The 16,007-nt window shown below is 53.8% G+C and carries 16 protein-coding genes; 7 read left to right on the top strand and 9 right to left on the bottom strand.

Going from position 1 to position 16,007, the window contains the following annotated elements; translation table 11 throughout:
• Positions 1–809, bottom strand: an 809-nt coding sequence (gene groEL, locus ACRBCU_RS14880) for a chaperonin GroEL (RefSeq protein ID WP_431366178.1), incomplete at its 3' end; no start/stop codon positions are given.
• 55 nt (positions 810–864) lie between these two features.
• Positions 865–1,152 carry a co-chaperone GroES gene (locus ACRBCU_RS14875; protein ID WP_431366177.1) on the bottom strand — a complete coding sequence of 96 codons (288 nt, stop codon included), beginning with the start codon at positions 1,150–1,152 and terminating at the stop codon, positions 865–867.
• A gap of 210 nt (positions 1,153–1,362) precedes the next feature.
• On the opposite strand from ACRBCU_RS14875, the gene ACRBCU_RS14870 reads away from it, so the two are divergent.
• A complete protein-coding gene (locus ACRBCU_RS14870) occupies positions 1,363–2,376 on the top strand; it encodes a TraB/GumN family protein (RefSeq protein WP_431366176.1) in 1,014 nt (337 codons plus the stop codon).
• 89 nt (positions 2,377–2,465) lie between these two features.
• On the opposite strand, the gene ACRBCU_RS14865 is transcribed toward ACRBCU_RS14870, so the two are convergent.
• The 4 genes from ACRBCU_RS14865 to coaBC are packed head-to-tail and all read right to left on the bottom strand — an operon-like array spanning position 2,466 to position 7,282.
• Entirely contained in the window at positions 2,466–4,487 is a 2,022-nt protein-coding gene (locus tag ACRBCU_RS14865; protein ID WP_431366175.1) for a M3 family metallopeptidase, read from the bottom strand.
• A 60-nt stretch (positions 4,488–4,547) separates the two neighbouring features.
• Positions 4,548–5,588 carry a HesA/MoeB/ThiF family protein gene (locus ACRBCU_RS14860; protein WP_431366174.1) on the bottom strand — a complete coding sequence of 347 codons (1,041 nt, stop codon included), beginning with the start codon at positions 5,586–5,588 and terminating at the stop codon, positions 4,548–4,550.
• Entirely contained in the window at positions 5,588–6,040 is a 453-nt protein-coding gene (gene dut / locus ACRBCU_RS14855; protein WP_431366173.1) for a dUTP diphosphatase, read from the bottom strand. Before dut ends, ACRBCU_RS14860 begins: the two co-directional genes overlap by 1 nt.
• Before the next feature lie 45 nt (positions 6,041–6,085).
• Positions 6,086–7,282 (bottom strand): bifunctional phosphopantothenoylcysteine decarboxylase/phosphopantothenate--cysteine ligase CoaBC, encoded by a 1,197-nt coding sequence (gene coaBC, locus ACRBCU_RS14850; protein WP_431366172.1) that lies wholly within the window; start codon positions 7,280–7,282, stop codon positions 6,086–6,088.
• A gap of 146 nt (positions 7,283–7,428) precedes the next feature.
• Here coaBC and cobU point away from each other — a divergent pair, with 146 nt between their 5' ends.
• The 4 genes from cobU (at position 7,429) to ACRBCU_RS14830 (ending at position 11,027) form a co-directional block, all read left to right on the top strand.
• Positions 7,429–7,947, top strand: coding sequence for a bifunctional adenosylcobinamide kinase/adenosylcobinamide-phosphate guanylyltransferase (cobU, locus tag ACRBCU_RS14845; protein ID WP_431366171.1), 519 nt, complete (start codon positions 7,429–7,431; stop codon positions 7,945–7,947).
• The gene (locus ACRBCU_RS14840) at positions 7,948–8,523 is read left to right on the top strand and encodes a histidine phosphatase family protein (protein ID WP_431366170.1); all 576 of its coding nucleotides are present in this window, start codon (positions 7,948–7,950) and stop codon (positions 8,521–8,523) included.
• Positions 8,524–8,582: 59 nt separating this feature from the next.
• Positions 8,583–9,449 carry a glutathione S-transferase gene (locus ACRBCU_RS14835; RefSeq protein ID WP_431366169.1) on the top strand — a complete coding sequence of 289 codons (867 nt, stop codon included), beginning with the start codon at positions 8,583–8,585 and terminating at the stop codon, positions 9,447–9,449.
• Positions 9,450–9,512: 63 nt separating this feature from the next.
• A complete protein-coding gene (locus ACRBCU_RS14830; RefSeq protein ID WP_431366168.1) occupies positions 9,513–11,027 on the top strand; it encodes a YifB family Mg chelatase-like AAA ATPase in 1,515 nt (504 codons plus the stop codon).
• Here ACRBCU_RS14830 and gshB read toward each other — a convergent pair whose 3' ends face one another.
• The 3 genes from gshB to rsmI form a co-directional block, all read right to left on the bottom strand.
• Positions 11,028–11,963: a glutathione synthase gene (gene gshB / locus ACRBCU_RS14825; protein WP_431366167.1), complete on the bottom strand. Its 936-nt coding sequence runs from the start codon at positions 11,961–11,963 to the stop codon at positions 11,028–11,030.
• A 69-nt stretch (positions 11,964–12,032) separates the two neighbouring features.
• Positions 12,033–12,401, bottom strand: a complete 369-nt coding sequence (locus tag ACRBCU_RS14820) for a YraN family protein (RefSeq protein WP_431366166.1) — start codon at positions 12,399–12,401, stop codon at positions 12,033–12,035.
• A complete protein-coding gene (gene rsmI / locus ACRBCU_RS14815) occupies positions 12,394–13,254 on the bottom strand; it encodes a 16S rRNA (cytidine(1402)-2'-O)-methyltransferase (protein WP_431366165.1) in 861 nt (286 codons plus the stop codon). Before rsmI ends, ACRBCU_RS14820 begins: the two co-directional genes overlap by 8 nt.
• 83 nt (positions 13,255–13,337) lie before the next feature.
• Here rsmI and ACRBCU_RS14810 point away from each other — a divergent pair, with 83 nt between their 5' ends.
• A complete protein-coding gene (locus ACRBCU_RS14810) occupies positions 13,338–14,528 on the top strand; it encodes a penicillin-binding protein activator (protein ID WP_431366164.1) in 1,191 nt (396 codons plus the stop codon).
• Positions 14,488–16,007: nucleotidyltransferase domain-containing protein (locus ACRBCU_RS14805; protein WP_431366163.1), on the top strand; the 1,520-nt coding region annotated here is incomplete at its 3' end. The genes ACRBCU_RS14810 and ACRBCU_RS14805, both read left to right, overlap by 41 nt.

The raw sequence follows: 16,007 nt of genomic DNA, 5'->3' as shown, positions 1-16,007 counted from the left end.
CCGCCGCGCAGTTTGTTCACAACCAGAGTTGCAAGCGCTTCGCCTTCAACATCTTCAGCAATGATCAAAAGTGGCTTCTGGGACTGGATCACTGACTCGAGCAGTGGAACCATTGCCTGCAAAGAAGAAAGCTTCTTCTCGTGCAGCAGGATCATGCAGTCTTCAAGCTCTGCAGTCATCTTGTCCGGGTTTGTCACGAAGTATGGTGACAGGTAACCGCGGTCAAACTGCATGCCTTCAACAACGTCAGTCTCTGTCTCAAGACCTTTGTTCTCTTCAACAGTGATAACGCCTTCGTTGCCGACTTTCTGCATCGCGTCTGCGATCTGACGACCGATTTCCGCTTCGCCGTTTGCAGAGATTGTACCAACCTGAGCAACTTCGTCAGAATCGGATACTGGACGTGCCGCAGCTTGGATCGCTTCAACAACTTTTGCAGTCGCTGTGTCGATGCCGCGCTTGAGGTCCATTGGGTTCATGCCAGCCGCAACGGATTTCAGACCTTCGCGAACAATCGCTTGTGCCAGAACTGTTGCAGTTGTTGTGCCATCGCCCGCTTCGTCGTTGGTACGGGAAGCAACTTCCTTAACCATCTGTGCGCCCATGTTCTCGAACTTGTCTTCAAGCTCGATCTCTTTAGCAACAGAAACACCGTCTTTCGTGATGCGCGGTGCGCCGAAAGATTTGTCGAGAAGAACGTTACGACCTTTAGGGCCGAGTGTTACTTTGACAGCATCCGCGAGGATGTTGACACCTGCCAGCATGCGATTGCGGGCATCTGTGTCGAATTTTACGTCTTTAGCAGCCATTATGAATGCTCCTAGAAATAAGGGTTAGATAGTGCGAATTTGGGGGTGCGTCCGATCAGGACAGGATGCCCAGAATGTCGCTCTCTTTCATCATCAGCAGCTCTTCGCCGTCGACGGAAACTTCTGTGCCAGACCATTTGCCGAACAGAACGCGATCGCCGTCTTTTACAGCCATTTCGATCAGCTCGCCGCTGTCTTTGCGTGCGCCGTCGCCGGAAGCAACGATTACGCCCTCAGCAGGCTTTTCTTTTGCGCTATCTGGGATGATTAGTCCGCCAGCAGTTTTCTCTTCGCCTTCTGTACGGCGAACCAACACGCGGTCGTGAAGCGGTTTCAATGCCATCTTTGTAGCTCCTTAAGCTCAAAGGGTTTCAATTCTGGCCCCTGCCCGAAGGCATTAACGAGGCGTTAGCACTCACACATGACGAGTGATAACGACGCATAGTTAGGAATGGCGAGAGAGTGAGTCAACACAAAGATGACAAAGAAATTTCTTTTCGTCGATTTGCTAACCGTTAAGAGTGAACCGTATAAACAAAACAAGAAGAAAAACATGCAAATCGATCAGTATATCAAAGCATTTCTGACAGGCCTTTTCTGCGCTTTCAGCGGCGCTGCTAGTGCGAGCGGCGCGTGCGAAGGCACGGATTTAAGAACAAGCATGCCAGCGGCGCAGCTTGAAAAAGCCCAAAAGCGCGCGGCAGATGCCCCTTTTGCTGAAGGCAATCACTGGCGCGCGATACGCGGTGGTAAGGTTATCCATATTATTGGAACCATTCACCTGAGTGACCCCCGCCTAACCCCAATAACCGAGCGGCTTGCTGGAGTGATTGAAACCTCAGATCTTCTTCTGTTGGAAGCAGGGCCCAAAGAAGAGGCCGCACTGAAAACAGAACTAGCAACACGACCCGAATTGATGTTCCTTGACGGTGCAACCTTGCCTGAACTGCTCGTCGAAGATGACTGGGCGCGACTTGCTGACGCCATGAAACAGCGCGGCATTCCGCCCGTTCTTGGATCACGTTTTCAACCTTGGTATCTTTCCGTTATGCTCGGAATGCCTCCTTGTTTGCTGACGCAAATGCAAAACGGAGGCGCGGAAGGGCTTGATCATCGCCTCAAAAACGTCGCTTTAGACGCCGATGTCGAAGTGCGGGGGCTAGAGCCCCATGACACCCTTTTTCAAATTTTCAACGATGATCCGCTCGAGCAGCAGATCGAATTGATGTTGCTTGGATTGGAAACAGCCGATCAGAGTCTGGATGCCTTAGAGACAGTCGTTGCCGCGTATTTTGATCAACAAGCTCTGCTCGCTTGGGAGATTTCGCGCTCGGTTGCTTTGCAGATAGAGGGGGAATCTCCGGACAGACTTGGTTATCTTTTTGACAGGATGGAAGCCAATTTACTGACGAAGCGAAACCTCGCGTGGATGCCTGTCATGCTTGAAGCCCTAAAGACAAGAACCCAAATATCCGTCGCAGTTGGTGCTGGGCATTTGGGTGGCGAGCAAGGCGTTTTATCGCTTCTTGAAACGATGGGCTTTAAATTGGAGCGCCTCCCCCTTTGAAGCGGTGGGAGCCTCCGGCGGGGATATTTGTCGGAGAGAGGAAACAGAGTGCGTTAACCTTAACGTAGAGCAAGGTTAACACAGTTCGTTTAAGCTGCGAGGCCGCGCCCTTTTAGCAGCGCATCTACGCCGGGCATGCGTCCTCGGAACGCCATGTAAAGTTCGGTTGCGTCCCGAGAACCACCAGAGCTTAGGACAGTATCAACCAGCCGCTGGGCCGTATCGCTATCAAAGGCGCTGCCCGCCTCTTCAAAGGCTTCAAAGGCATCCGCGTCCATTACTTCAGACCACATGTAACTGTAGTATCCGCTGGAATAGCCGTCCCCTGCAAAAACATGCGCAAATTGCGGTGTCGCATGGCGCATTCCGATTGCATGAGGCATGCCAATGTCTGCCAGTACCTCGGCTTGCCGCTGCATTGGATCGGCTGGCGCGCTGCCTTCATGGAATGCAAGATCGACCAAGGCCGAGGCAACATACTCAACCGTTGCAAACCCCATGTCATAGGTCGCCGCACCCAATACTTTGTCGAGCAAATCTTGCGGCATCGGCTCTCCTGTTTCCGCATGAATAGCAAACTCTGACAATACTTCGGGCACCTCCAACCAGTGCTCGTATAACTGGCTTGGCAATTCAACGAAATCGCGTGCGACCGAGGTGCCGGACACGCTTTCATAATCTACGTCCGAGAGCATTTGGTGCAGCGCATGTCCGAACTCGTGAAACAGGGTGCGCGCGTCATCGTAGCTAAGCAAAGCGGGCTTGCCAGCAGGTGGTTTAGCAAAATTGCATACATTTATAACGATTGGCGATTGCGCTTTGGGCTTTTTCGCTTGTCCGCGCATCGCGGAACACCACGCCCCAGAGCGTTTAGACCCTCGTGCGAAATAGTCGCCAATAAACACGGCAACATGCTCGCCATCCTTGGTTGCTTCCCAAGCGCGGCAATCAGGATGGTAGAGCGGCAGATCAAGTGGCGTGAACTCCAAACCAAAAAGCCGCGTTGCACATGCAAAGCTCGCCTCGATCATACGGTCAAGTTGTAGGTAAGGCTTGAGCTCTGCTTCATCCAGATCATGCTCGGCCTTGCGGCGTTGTTCTGAATAATACCGCCAATCCCAAGGCTCTAATGGGCCGTCAATGCCGTCCGCATGGAGCATTTGCTCGAGGATCAAAGCATCCTTGGTTGCTTGGCTCTTCGCTGGTTCCCAAACCTTCATTAACAGATCGCGCACTGCGTCAGGCGTGCCTGCCATTTCGGTTTCCAATTTGTAATGGGCAAAGTCGGAATACCCAAGCAAACGCGCACGCGCCTCGCGAAGCTTCAAAGTCTCTCCAGCAATACCGCGATTGTCTGTTTCGCCCCCATTCGCGCCGCGCGCGGCCCAAGCATTATAGGCTTTTTCGCGCAACTCGCGGCGTGGGCTGAATTGAAGAAAGGGCACGATAAGCGAACGTGAAAGCGTCACAACCGGACTGCCTGCCTCTTTCTCTTCTCCCGCAGCGCGCGCGGCATCTTGGACGAAATCAGGCAACTCGGAGAGCGCCTGTTCAGACAGAGGCATGAACCAATCGGATTCGTCTGCTAACAGATTTTGCACAAACTGAGTTCCCAAAACCGCAAGCCGCGATTTGATTTCGGTCATTTCTTGCTCTTTTTCACCCGTTAGCGCAGCTCCCGCGCGTACAAAACCGCGATGCGTTAACATCAACACGCGGGCTTGCTCGTCGTTCAATTCAAGCGCGTCTCGCTCATTCCAAAGCGTTTCGATCCGTGAAAAAAGATCCGCGTTTGCATAGATGGCTGAGCTATGAGCCGACAGCTTTGGTGAAAAATCGCGTTGTAGCTCTTGCCGCTTTGGCGTGCTATCCGCGCCTGCCAAAGAATAGAAAACCGACAGAACTTGGTCCAGCTTTTCACCCGCACCTTCCATCGCTTCGATCGTGTTCTCAAATGTCGGTGCGGCCTCATTTGCCGCAATTGTTTCGATTTCTTTCGAGTGAGCGTCTAACGCCTCATCCAGCGCAGGAGCAAAGTGATCATCTGTGATCTGCTCGAAAGGCGCGATTTGAAACGGTGTTGTCCAGTGTTGGAGCAGAGGGTTGGTCATAATGCTCTCCTTTGACGCAAATCTAAGGGGCGAGAGCAAAGGTTTCCAGAGCGTGAGGCACTACTTCGCGCAGATCGGGCAATCTGCTCTTGGTTTCAAAGTCATTTTACGTGTTTCACCGTAGAGACCATCGTAGATTAGCATTTCACCGCGCAGAACAGCGCCTGCCCCGGTGATGAGCTTTATCGCCTCTTGCGCCATCATCGCGCCGACAACACCGGGCAAGGGGCCGATAACCCCTGCTTCTGCGCAGGATGGGGCAAGTCCGTCTGCTGGTGCGCTGGGAAAAATACACTGATAACACGGCGCGCCATTGGCCGGATCAAAAATGCTTAACTGCCCTTCCCATTGGCTCAGTGCGCCAGAGATCAGAGGCTTGCGTTTTTCGACGGCGGCGGCATTTGCGAGATAGCGTGTTTCGAAGTTATCCGTGCCATCGAGGATCAGGTCATATTCGTCAAAGAGTTCATCCGCGATCTCTTGGGTCAAGCGGCGATGATAGGGGCGCACTGAAATATGCGGGTTTTGCGCAAGCATCGCATTTTGCGCCGAGAACACTTTGGGCGTACCAATATCCTCGTCTCGATGGATCACCTGCCGTTGCAGATTGGCATTTTCAACCAGATCATCATCAATGACGCCGATTGTGCCGACACCAGACGCCGCCAAATATTGCAAAACTGGCGCACCCAAGCCACCTGCACCGATCACCAGCACTTTTGCTTGTTTTAGCTTTTTCTGACCCGGCCCACCAATTTCCCGCAGAATGATATGACGGGCGTATCGGTCAAGCTCTGTTGCGCTAAACGCCAATTTCTTCGGCTCCTCTATAGGCTTCACGCTACTGCTCGCTTTGGCGCGCAGCTTTGTGAGACCCCAACGATACACCGCAAAGAGCGCGCAAAAACCAGCGAGCAAAAGGTAGGGGGCCGCGGAGCCGCCAAGAAGCGTCGTCAAAGCAGAATCAGCCGGCAGAACCAGCAGGGCAACCACGGATGCTGTGAACAGGATTATGATCAGCGCCCAGCGCGTTGTGCTTGGCACCTTCAAAATGGCACCAACGCCAAAGATCAGGCAGGACAACCCAAAGACAAGAAGCATCAGGTTCGCCCCGTCGAGCCAAATCCGCCGCTGCCGCGCGCAGTATCGGGCAGTGTTTCAACCAGCTCAAAATCTGCGCGCACCACTGGGGCAACGATCATTTGCGCGATCCTCTCTCCATGAGAAATCACAAATGTTTCGCTTCCCGCGTTCATAACGATGACGCCCAAGGGTCCGCGATAATCGCAGTCAATTGTGCCAGGTGAGTTGGGAAGCGTGATACCGTGCTTTAAAGCCAAGCCTGAACGCGGGCGCACTTGCACTTCAAATCCTTCAGGGATGGCGAGCCTCAGGCCCGTCGGAATCAAAGCGCGCTCGCCTGCTTGCAGAACCTTCTCGCCACGATCGGGGAAATTCGCCCGCAAGTCAGCGCCCGCTGCGCCCGAGCTCGCATAAAGTGGCAATCCAAGCGACGTGTCTGCCGCCTCTTCCCAGATAAATTCAATCCGCATTGGCTAACCACGTGTTACATTGTGAAAGATCGCATCTCGTCTTGGTCATGCTGAGAGCGCTTCCGCAATCTTAAGAGCCAGCTTTTCCGCAACTGCGGCTTTTCCCATGCGCGGCCAGTCCTCCGAGCCAGTCTCGGTAATCAACAACACATCATTTTCTGCGCCGCCCATAATTCCAGTTTCGGGCGAAACGTCGTTCGCCACGATCCAATCGCAACCTTTGCGTTTTCGCTTAGCCGTTGCATTCGCAATCACGTCATCTGTTTCGGCGGCAAATCCAACAACCAAACTCGGGCGTGCGTCCTTCATTTGACTGACTTTCGCCAAAATATCTGGATTTTCGGCAAATTCGAGAACGGGCAGCTTTCCATTTTGTTTTTTGATTTTGGAGTTGCTTTCAGAGGCGACCCGCCAATCGGCAACAGCCGCTGCAAAAACACCTGCATCCACGGGCAGCGCATTTTCTACAGCGTTTAGCATTTCAGCCGCGCTTTGCACGTTTACCACGTTTACGCCTTCTGGCGGGGCAACATCCGCTGGTCCAGTCACGAATATCACCTCTGCGCCTAGTCGCGCCAAAGCCCCACCGATCGCACTGCCTTGCGCACCAGACGAGCGATTGGCGATGTATCGTACAGGATCAATCGGTTCATGCGTTGGCCCAGAGGTGACCAATATGCGTTTGCCCTTTAGTGGCCCCTCGCCAAAGGCGTTTTCAATGGCGGCTACAATTTCCAAAGGTTCTGCCATGCGACCGGGTCCATATTCTCCGCAGGCCATATCGCCCTCATTCGGACCAACGAAGGAAACGCCGTCATTCTTTAACGTAGCGATATTGCGCTGGGTCGCACGATGGTCCCACATACGTACATTCATTGACGGCGCAACTAAAACTGGCGTGTCTGTCGCAAGCAACAAAGTTGATGCGAGATCATCCGCACGCCCCTGCGCCATCTTGGCCATCAAATCAGCAGTACCCGGCGCGACCACCAGCAAATCGGCAGAGCGCGACAGTTGAATATGCCCCATTTCCGCTTCCTTGGTGAGATCAAACAGATCGCGATGCACTTCGTGTCCAGCTAAAGCAGACACAGACAGGGGCGTCACAAATTCCTCGCCTGCACGGGTCAACACAGGCGTGACACGTGCTCCGCGCTCGCGCAATTTGCGGATCAAATCCAGCGATTTATACGCCGCGATCCCGCCTGCGACAATCAAGAGGATGTGTTTTGAAGAAAGCATGCGCCTACCTGACTTATTGTTTGCCATAAGGTAATCGCCGCGCGCTCATGGTACAAGCACTTGAAACTTGTGCGGGCGGCCATGCTGGTTTTATTTGGCAAACAATCAAGCTACTCACGCCCAATCACAGCACGCGGAGCAAATGGATGTCAGGCAAGTTAACCCTAGTAATCGGCGGCGCTGCTTCAGGTAAATCTGCGTTTGCAGAAAGCCTTGTAATCGCTCAAGACAAGCCTCGCTTCTACATCGCAACCTCTCGCGTCTTGGACGACGAGATGGAGCGCAAGGTTGCGCGTCATGTCGAGATGCGCGGTGAAGGCTGGACCACTCTGGACGCTCCGCTTGCTCCGCAAATCGCGCTTGAGCCTCGCGGTCCCACCGACGTCGTTCTACTTGATTGCGCGACGATGTGGCTCATGAACCACCTAATGGACGACACCGATCTCATCGCCGCGACGTCCGCTCTTTTGCAAGGATTAACCGACTGCAAGGCTGATTGCGTTGTAGTCACCAATGAGCTTGGTCTTGGCATCGTACCAGCTGATCCATTGTCGCGACGGTTTCGTCAGGCCCAAGGAGAGCTGAACCAAGCGTTGGCCGCTCATGCCGATACGGTTTTCAATGTGATTGCAGGACTGCCACAACTCTTAAAGGGAGCCGCCTAAGTGCAACGGTTGTTTCTAGTTCGCCACGGCCCGACCCATGCAAAGGGCATGATTGGCTGGACAGATTTACCTGCCGATCTATCTGACACAGACGCGTTGTCGAGATTGGATCGGTATTTACCAGCAAACGCAAAGATTGTGTCCTCCGATCTGATCCGCACTATCGAGACAGCAAATGCTATAACGAGCCGCAGGGAACGTTTCGATCATGCGCCAGAGCTGCGTGAAATGCATTTTGGGGATTGGGAGAACCGGCAATTTAGCGAGGTGTCCGAAGAAGCGCCCGAGCACATTCGTGCGTTTTATGAAGATCCAGGCCATATCGCCCCACCAAACGGTGAAAGCTGGCATGACCTACAGGCGCGTGTTTCTCCTAAAGTCGACCATTTGCTCTATCAGGCAGAAAGCGATCTCATTGTGGTTTGTCATTTCGGCGTTGTCTTAAGTCAGTTGCAACGCGCAACGTCATTGAGCGCCTATGACACGTTTGCCCAACGGATCGACAATCTATCTGTCACCGAAGTTCTGATCGAGGATGGCATTTGGCGCGCAGGCGCAATCAATCACTGTCCGTGATGGGTTGCGCAACAATTCTTGGTTTGCAGAGCCTAGCGACGCGAGCATAGCTTAATAACATGAGCTATGAATTATATATCGGCGATTACGCCTATTCGAGCTGGTCCCTTCGCGGGTGGCTGCTCGTTAACCGTTTTGGGATCAGTGCCCAAAGCAAAATGGTTCCGTTTTCACAACAAGATGTCGCCGAACAAATGGCTGACATTGGCGTCGCGCGCACGGTGCCGACATTGGTTTGCGACGATGGCGCCGTGGTATCTGAATCCGCCGCGATTGCGGAAGAGTTGCACACACGCCACCCAGAGGCGGGCATTTGGCCGAGCGATCCTAAAGCGCGCGCAATCGCACGTACCTTGCTGTCTGAAATGAACAGCGGATTTACTGCGCTGCGTTCTGATTGCCCAATGGCTTTGCGCGTTTGCTATTCAGACAGCACCCCCAGCGATGCCGTGCTTGCAGACGTCGCTAGATTGGAAAAAATTTGGGCCTATGCGCGAGCAAACCGCACGAGTGACGGGCCTTGGCTTTTGGGTGAGTATTGCGCAGCGGATGCGTTCTTTGCCCCCGTCGCGGGGCGTATTGCGGGCTATTCGCTACCTGTTGGCGAAGAGGCCGCCGCCTATGTCGCCGCGCATCTCGCTGATCCAGCATTTCGCAAGTGGCGGGCGATGGGCGTAGGCAACGGTCCTGATTTGCCTTGGTATCGCAAAGATTATCCTCAAACCGATTGGCCGGGGCCAAAGCCACTTGCGGCGCGCGCTGTTGAAAGCGGTCCTTCTGAGAACAAAACCTGCCCCTATTCGGGAAAAGAGCCCGCATATTTCATGGAAATGGACGGACGTATCTTCGGGTTTTGCAATCCCTTCTGCCGCAACAAAACCGTTGCCGATCCAGAAGCTTGGCCTGCCTTTATGGCGCTGGTTTAACTCGCGTTTACCTTTCTTAAAGGGTTTCTCCGCTAGGCCAGTATGGTTAATCGGAGAAACCCAATGGTTGCGCATGCTTATACCGTCGCTTTTGAAGGGGTCAGCGCGCGCAGCGTTGAAGTTCAATGTGCCGTGACGCCGGGCTTACCGGCATTCTCGATCGTCGGCCTTCCCGACAAAGCCGTATCAGAAGCCCGCGACCGCGTGCGCGCTGCGCTTTCGGCAATGTCTATCGCGCTTCCGTCCAAAAGGATCACGATCAACCTCTCCCCTGCAGATTTGCCCAAGGAAGGATCGCATTTCGATCTGCCCATCGCGCTTTCGTTGCTTGCCGCGCTCGAAATTTTGCCGCCGGGTGAAATCGAGCGAACAATCTCACTGGGCGAGCTTTCGCTGAATGGTGCCTTGGTTCCAGTTGTTGGGGCGCTTCCCGCGGCAATGACCGCGGCGCGCGAAGAACGTACTTTGCTGTGCCCCTCCGCCTCTGGTTCGGAAGCAGCTTGGGTTGGTGCGGCAGAGGTGATCGCTGCCAAAACCTTGGCTGACGTCATTCGCCACTTCACAGGGCAATCCCCCCTCGCCCCAGCCCAACCAGGCACCGTTGTAGATGCATCAAACGGCAAAGATTTACGTGATGTAAAAGGACAGGAACGCGCCAAACGCGCTCTTGAGATCGCAGCAGCGGGACGTCATCACATCCTGTTAGTCGGAACGCCCGGTTCTGGTAAATCCATGCTTGCCGCGCGCTTGCCCGCGCTTTTGCCGCCACTCAGCCCACTCGAAGCGCTGGAAACGTCGATGATTCACTCCCTGTCTGGTTTGCTTGACGAAGGAGGCATTTCGCGCGCAAGACCCTTTCGCGAGCCTCATCATACCGCGTCGATGGCGGCGATCATCGGTGGTGGTCGAAGCGCAAAGCCGGGCGAAGTGTCACTCGCCCATAATGGCGTTCTGTTTATGGATGAATTTCCAGAATTCCCCCGCCAAGTGCTCGAAACGCTGCGCCAACCAATTGAAACGGGTGAGGTTATGATTGCGCGGGCAAATGCGCATATCAAATACCCTTGCCGCTTTATGTTGGTCGCCGCTGCAAATCCCTGTCGCTGTGGCTATGCCTTTGATCCCGCACGCGCTTGCGCGAAAATGCCCTTATGCGCGCAGGACTATTTGGGTCGCATTTCTGGGCCGCTTATGGATCGGTTTGATCTGCGCGTTGAAGTCCCGCCCGTTCATTTCACGGATCTTGATCTGCCAAGCGACGGAGAAACAAGTCATGAGGTCGCCCAGCGCGTTGCTGCTGCCCGTGCCCGACAAGATGCGCGTTATTCAGAGCATGATTGGATGCGGACAAATGCCGACGTTGAAGGCGATGTTCTAAAAGATGCCGCAGCGCTATGCCATGAAGGCAAGGAATTCTTAGCCAAAGGCGCTGAACGTTTCGGGCTCAGCGCACGCGGCTATCATCGTGTTCTGCGAGTTGCGCGCACTATTGCGGATTTAGAAGCGTCCAATGACATCGCGCCCCCGCATGTCGCAGAGGCGCTGAGTTTTCGCTTGTCCGGTTTCGAAACCGCCTAATCAGGCGCGTTTTGCCTCTATCGCCTGCCAGATTTTCTCAGCGATATTGACCCCGTCAAAGCGTTCAAGCTCTTGAATGCCTGTTGGGGAGGTTACGTTGATTTCGGTCAGATAGTCTCCGATAACGTCGATTCCGACAAAAACCTGACCTTTTTCGCGCAATAGCGGACCGATACGCGCGCAAATTTCCAGATCGCGCTCGCTCAATCCGATTTTTTCAGGCCGCCCGCCCACATGCATGTTCGAACGTGTTTCGCCCTTCGCAGGTACTCGGTTGATTGCTCCGACAGCTTCGCCGTCGACAAGAATCACGCGCTTGTCCCCATTCGACACATCCGGCAGGAACTTTTGTACAATTAGTGGCTCGCGGCTGAAGCCTGTGAACAGTTCGTGCAGTGACGTGAGATTTCGGTCATTCTCATCAAGGCGGAACACACCCGCACCGCCGTTGCCATAGAGAGGCTTTAGGATCACATCGCCGTGCTTCGCTTTGAAGGCTTTGATGGTGTCGAGATCGCGCGCAATTGTCGTGGGCGGTGTCAAATCAGGGAAGTCGAGAACCAAAAGCTTTTCCGGGTAATTGCGCACCCAAGTTGGATCGTTCACGACCAAGGTTTCTGGATGCACACGATCAAGAATATGGGTCGTCGTAATGTAATTCATATCAAACGGCGGATCTTGGCGCAGCCAGATCACATCCATCTGTGACAGATCGACATGACGCTCGGGGCCAAGCTGCACATGTTCGCCCTGCACGCGCGCAACGGTAAAGTCATGCCCCTTAGCGGTCACCTGACCTTCTTCGTACGCCAGCTTATCGGGCGCATAATAAAATAACTGATGGCCGCGCGCTTGCGCCTCTTCTGCTAATCGAAAAGAGCTGTCGGCATTGATGTCGACGTTTTCAATTGGATCCATTTGGAATGCGATTTTCATGCGCCAGCCTCCGCTATCTTTGTACTGCTTACATGGCGCAGGGCACAGCAGGACGCAATGGCTGCGCGCTTAGAAAGCGCTGATTGCGTTTTCTACGATCTCAACTGCGCCGAAGCCATTCACAAACGCTGCATCCACGCGCATTGGTGTCAAAAGTCCATCTGGCAGCGTTCCAAGGTATTCTTCAGCCGCCAAACAAATGCGTTTCTGCTGACGCATAGATACGCGCTGAGCCGCCTGCGCAAAACTTTTGGCCTTTTTCACTTCAACAAACACCACTTCAGAGCCCGCGTTGAAGATCAAATCAATTTCCCCGGCTTTCCCACGCCAGCGCTTGGCGGCCAGACTATGCCCGTGGCGCTGGTAAAAAGCTGCGACTTGGTCCTCTGCGCTTTCGCCAGAAAAATAGGCGCATTTCCCTGTTACTTGCTTAGTCATCATCCCGATCTAGTGCCAATGCCATCTGATATACTTTGCGGCGCGGCAATCCATGAGCACCCGCCACAGCGTCAGACGCATCCCGCACACTCATCTTGCCAAGCGCCTCGCGTAAATCCGCTTTTATATCAGAGGTGTTAACAACAGATTGCCCTGCGCGATCTACAACGACGACAATTTCACCTTTGGGTGGACGCTCTTTAAAAGACGCGGCCAGTTCAGAGAGTTTTCCACGACGAATTTCTTCAAATTTTTTGGTGAGTTCCCGACAAACCGCCGCAGGCCGATCCCCCAAAACGGTTGCGCAATCTTGCAACATCGACGCCACCCGTTTTGGCGATTCGTAGAAAACCAGCGTTGCGGGAACCTCTCGCACAGCCTCAATCGCGGAAATCCGCGCAGCTTTTGTGCTTGGGAGGAAGCCCGCGAAAAGAAATTTATCTGTCGGTAAACCAGCCAATGTAAGTGCCGTTGCAATCGCCGTCGGACCCGGCGCTGAGGTAACAAGATACCCTTCTTCGCTGGCTTGCTTGGAAAGATCATATCCTGGGTCGGCAATCAGCGGTGTTCCTGCCTCGCTCGCATAGGCGACAGAGCGCCCTTCGGCCAAGTATTGCATGAGTTTTGGACGTGCTCGCGCCCCATTGTGATCATGATACGACAGCAGTGGACGCTCGCCCAAAGCGATGCCGTGGATGTCCATAAGACGACGCATAGAGCGTGTGTCCTCAGCGGCAAGCACATCCGCAGAGGCGAGTATATCCAAGGCCCTCAAAGTGATGTCTCGCGCGGTGCCAATTGGCGTTGCGACAAAGTATAAACCGCCATCCAATTTCACTGTCTTTGCATTCACCTCTGGACCCGCCTTTCATGACGTTTATTATGCGCCCTTGACCGACGGTGCTTGCAAGCGACCGTCCATCAGGGGGTTTTACTATGTTTGCTTTTTTGTCTTCCGCCCGCAAGGCGCTGACACGCTGTGTTTTCGTAGGCGCTACGCTATCTTTAGCGGCCTGCCAACCGATCTCTATCGGGGGTGGTACAAATGTTGGGGGCGGTACTGGCCCAACGATTGATCCATCAGAACCAGTTCGCGTCGCTTTGCTCATCCCGAAGTCAAGCGCGGGCGCAGGCACAGTTGCGACATCGCTTGAAAACGCAGCGCGACTTGCGATGGCAGATCTTACAAACGTAAAAATCGACCTGCGCGTCTACGATACTGCGGGCTCGACAGATAAGGCCGCATCTTTGGCACAGAAGGCCGTTGCTGACGGCGCACAAATCATCCTTGGGCCGCTCTTTGCCGACGCTGCAAACGCTGCTGGTGTTGCGGTATCCGAGCAAAACATCAACATCCTCAGCTTTTCAAACAACACCTCCATTGCGGGCGGCAACGTCTTTGTGCTTGGGCCAACCTTTGAAAACACCGCAGAGCGTTTGATGAGCTTTGCTGCGCGCCAAGGGAAAACCAAAGTGCTCGTCGCGCATCCCAACAATGTTGAGGGTCAGTTTGGCCGCAACGCCGTACAACAGGCCGCATCCCGCAATGGGTTGGCCGTTGCGTCGGTCAACGGGTTCGAATTTAGCCAGCCCGGTATTGTCGCTGCAATTCCTGAAATTAAATCTGCAATGGACAGCACAGGCGCAGACACATTGGTGTTGACGTCAAACTCTGCCGGGGCTTTGCCGCTTCTTGCGCAAATGTTGCCAGAGGCTGGCGTGAACCCGTCAAAGATTCAGTACGTCGGTTTGGGTCGCTGGGACGTCCCCGCGCAAACGACCGAATTGCCGGGCTTGCAAAACGGCTGGTTCGCAATGCCTGATCAAGCAATGATCCAAAATTTCCAAGCCCGTTATACGCAAGCCTATGGCAGCGCACCGCACCAATTGGCGGGACTGTCTTATGATGGCATTGCGGCAATCGGCGCGCTTGTAGAAGCAGGTAATAAAAAGGCACTTTCAGCAGGTGCCTTGACGCAAGGCGCTGGGTTCCAAGGGGTCGCTGGTGCGTTCCGTTTGCGCCCAAATGGAACAAACGAACGTTCACTTGCCGTGGCAATGGTGCGTGACAAACAGGTAGTAATCATTGACCCTGCCCCAACAAAATTCGCAGGAGCGGGCTTCTAAGCCTAAACTGCTTCTCACACGTCCTGCGCCGGAAGATCTGATTTGCTCGGCGCAGGATATTTTTGATGCCAACGCAGTTCTTTCTGCGATCGAAGCAAGTGTGTTCGACGCCTCCGATGCGATGACAATTCGCAAAGCTGTCGTCACCCATTTGATGGCCGCTCGCAAATCTGGAATGAAAACAATTGCAGATGCATTGCGCGCCAAGCCCTTCGCGGCGCGTCCGATGACCCGCTCTTATACATTCTTAACTGATTGTCTGGTTGAAACGGCTTTTCTTGTAGCGACCCGTATTTTGCATCCACTCCCCAACCCGACTGAGCAAGAACGCATCGCGCTCATCGCCGTTGGCGGTTACGGGCGGGGCGAAATGGCTCCTCAATCAGATGTCGATTTGCTATTTCTGACGCCGTATAAGATCACTCCGTGGGCCGAAAGTGCCATCGAATCGATGCTTTATATCCTATGGGATTTGCGTCTTAAGGTCGGACACGCAAGCCGCACAATCAAAGACTGCATTCGCCTTGGTGGTGAAGACTTCACCATTCGCACCGCGATGTTAGAGCATCGTTTCTTGACGGGCGATGCCACGCTTGGGGCTTCTTTAGAAACACATCTTTGGCAAGACCTGTTCTCCGGTTCATCTCGCGAGTTTATCGAGGCGAAACTGGAAGAGCGCGAAATACGTCACGAAAAACAAGGCGGCCAACGCTACGTTGTTGAGCCAAATGTCAAAGAAGGCAAAGGCGGATTGCGTGATTTGCAATCACTGTTCTGGATCGCAAAGTATGTGCACGGTGTCCAAGATGTTGCTGATCTTGTGGCCGTTGGCGTTTTCACCGACGACGACTTTGCAACGTTCGAAGATGCGGAAAACTTCCTTTGGGCCGTACGCGGACATTTGCACCTGATTGCTGCTCGCCCGATGGAACAACTGACCTTTGATCTGCAAGTCGAAGTCGCGGATCAGATGGGGTACAAAGATACCAATGGCCGTCGCGGTGTCGAAATCTTCATGCAGGACTATTTCCGTCATGCCACCGCTGTTGGCGATCTCACGCGAATATTCCTAACCAAGCTCGAAGCCATGCATGCCAAAAGCGCGCCTTTGCTAGAGCGGATTTTCCGCCGCAAACCGCGCATGAAAAAGGGTTACGCTGTCATTCATGGGCGTCTGGCCCTATCCAACCCAGACGAGTTTCTTAATGATCCGCTGAATATTTTGCGATTGTTTGAAGAGGGCCTGCGTACTGGCATGCTCATTCATCCCGATGCGATGCTCTTGGTGAAAGCCAATCTCGATCTGATCGACGATACAATGCGCAACACCCCAGAAGCGCGACGCATTTTCCTCGACTTGATGCTAAAGCATGGCAATCCCGAACGCGCGCTGCGCCGAATGAACGAACTTGGCGTTCTTGCAGCGTTCCTGCCCGAGTTTGAGCCGATCGTGGCGATGATGCAATTCAATATGTATCA

The sequence above is a fragment of the Planktotalea sp. genome, assembly GCF_050633725.1.
Classification (GTDB): domain Bacteria; phylum Pseudomonadota; class Alphaproteobacteria; order Rhodobacterales; family Rhodobacteraceae; genus Planktotalea.
The sequence above is the reverse complement of the archived record's forward strand: the minus strand, read 5'-3'. Positions and strand labels throughout refer to the sequence as shown.

Coding starts and splice junctions, on each gene's coding strand:
- gshB (WP_431366167.1), bottom strand. CDS start 11,963: ATGAAAATCGCATTCCAAATGGATCCAATTGAAAACGTCGACATCAAT.
- ACRBCU_RS14865 (WP_431366175.1), bottom strand. CDS start 4,487: ATGACCAACCCTCTGCTCCAACACTGGACAACACCGTTTCAAATCGCG.
- cobU (WP_431366171.1), top strand. CDS start 7,429: ATGTCAGGCAAGTTAACCCTAGTAATCGGCGGCGCTGCTTCAGGTAAA.
- ACRBCU_RS14835 (WP_431366169.1), top strand. CDS start 8,583: ATGAGCTATGAATTATATATCGGCGATTACGCCTATTCGAGCTGGTCC.
- coaBC (WP_431366172.1), bottom strand. CDS start 7,282: ATGCTTTCTTCAAAACACATCCTCTTGATTGTCGCAGGCGGGATCGCG.
- ACRBCU_RS14810 (WP_431366164.1), top strand. CDS start 13,338: ATGTTTGCTTTTTTGTCTTCCGCCCGCAAGGCGCTGACACGCTGTGTT.
- ACRBCU_RS14830 (WP_431366168.1), top strand. CDS start 9,513: ATGGTTGCGCATGCTTATACCGTCGCTTTTGAAGGGGTCAGCGCGCGC.
- dut (WP_431366173.1), bottom strand. CDS start 6,040: ATGCGGATTGAATTTATCTGGGAAGAGGCGGCAGACACGTCGCTTGGA.
- ACRBCU_RS14860 (WP_431366174.1), bottom strand. CDS start 5,588: ATGCTTCTTGTCTTTGGGTTGTCCTGCCTGATCTTTGGCGTTGGTGCC.
- ACRBCU_RS14820 (WP_431366166.1), bottom strand. CDS start 12,401: ATGACTAAGCAAGTAACAGGGAAATGCGCCTATTTTTCTGGCGAAAGC.
- ACRBCU_RS14870 (WP_431366176.1), top strand. CDS start 1,363: ATGCAAATCGATCAGTATATCAAAGCATTTCTGACAGGCCTTTTCTGC.
- ACRBCU_RS14875 (WP_431366177.1), bottom strand. CDS start 1,152: ATGGCATTGAAACCGCTTCACGACCGCGTGTTGGTTCGCCGTACAGAA.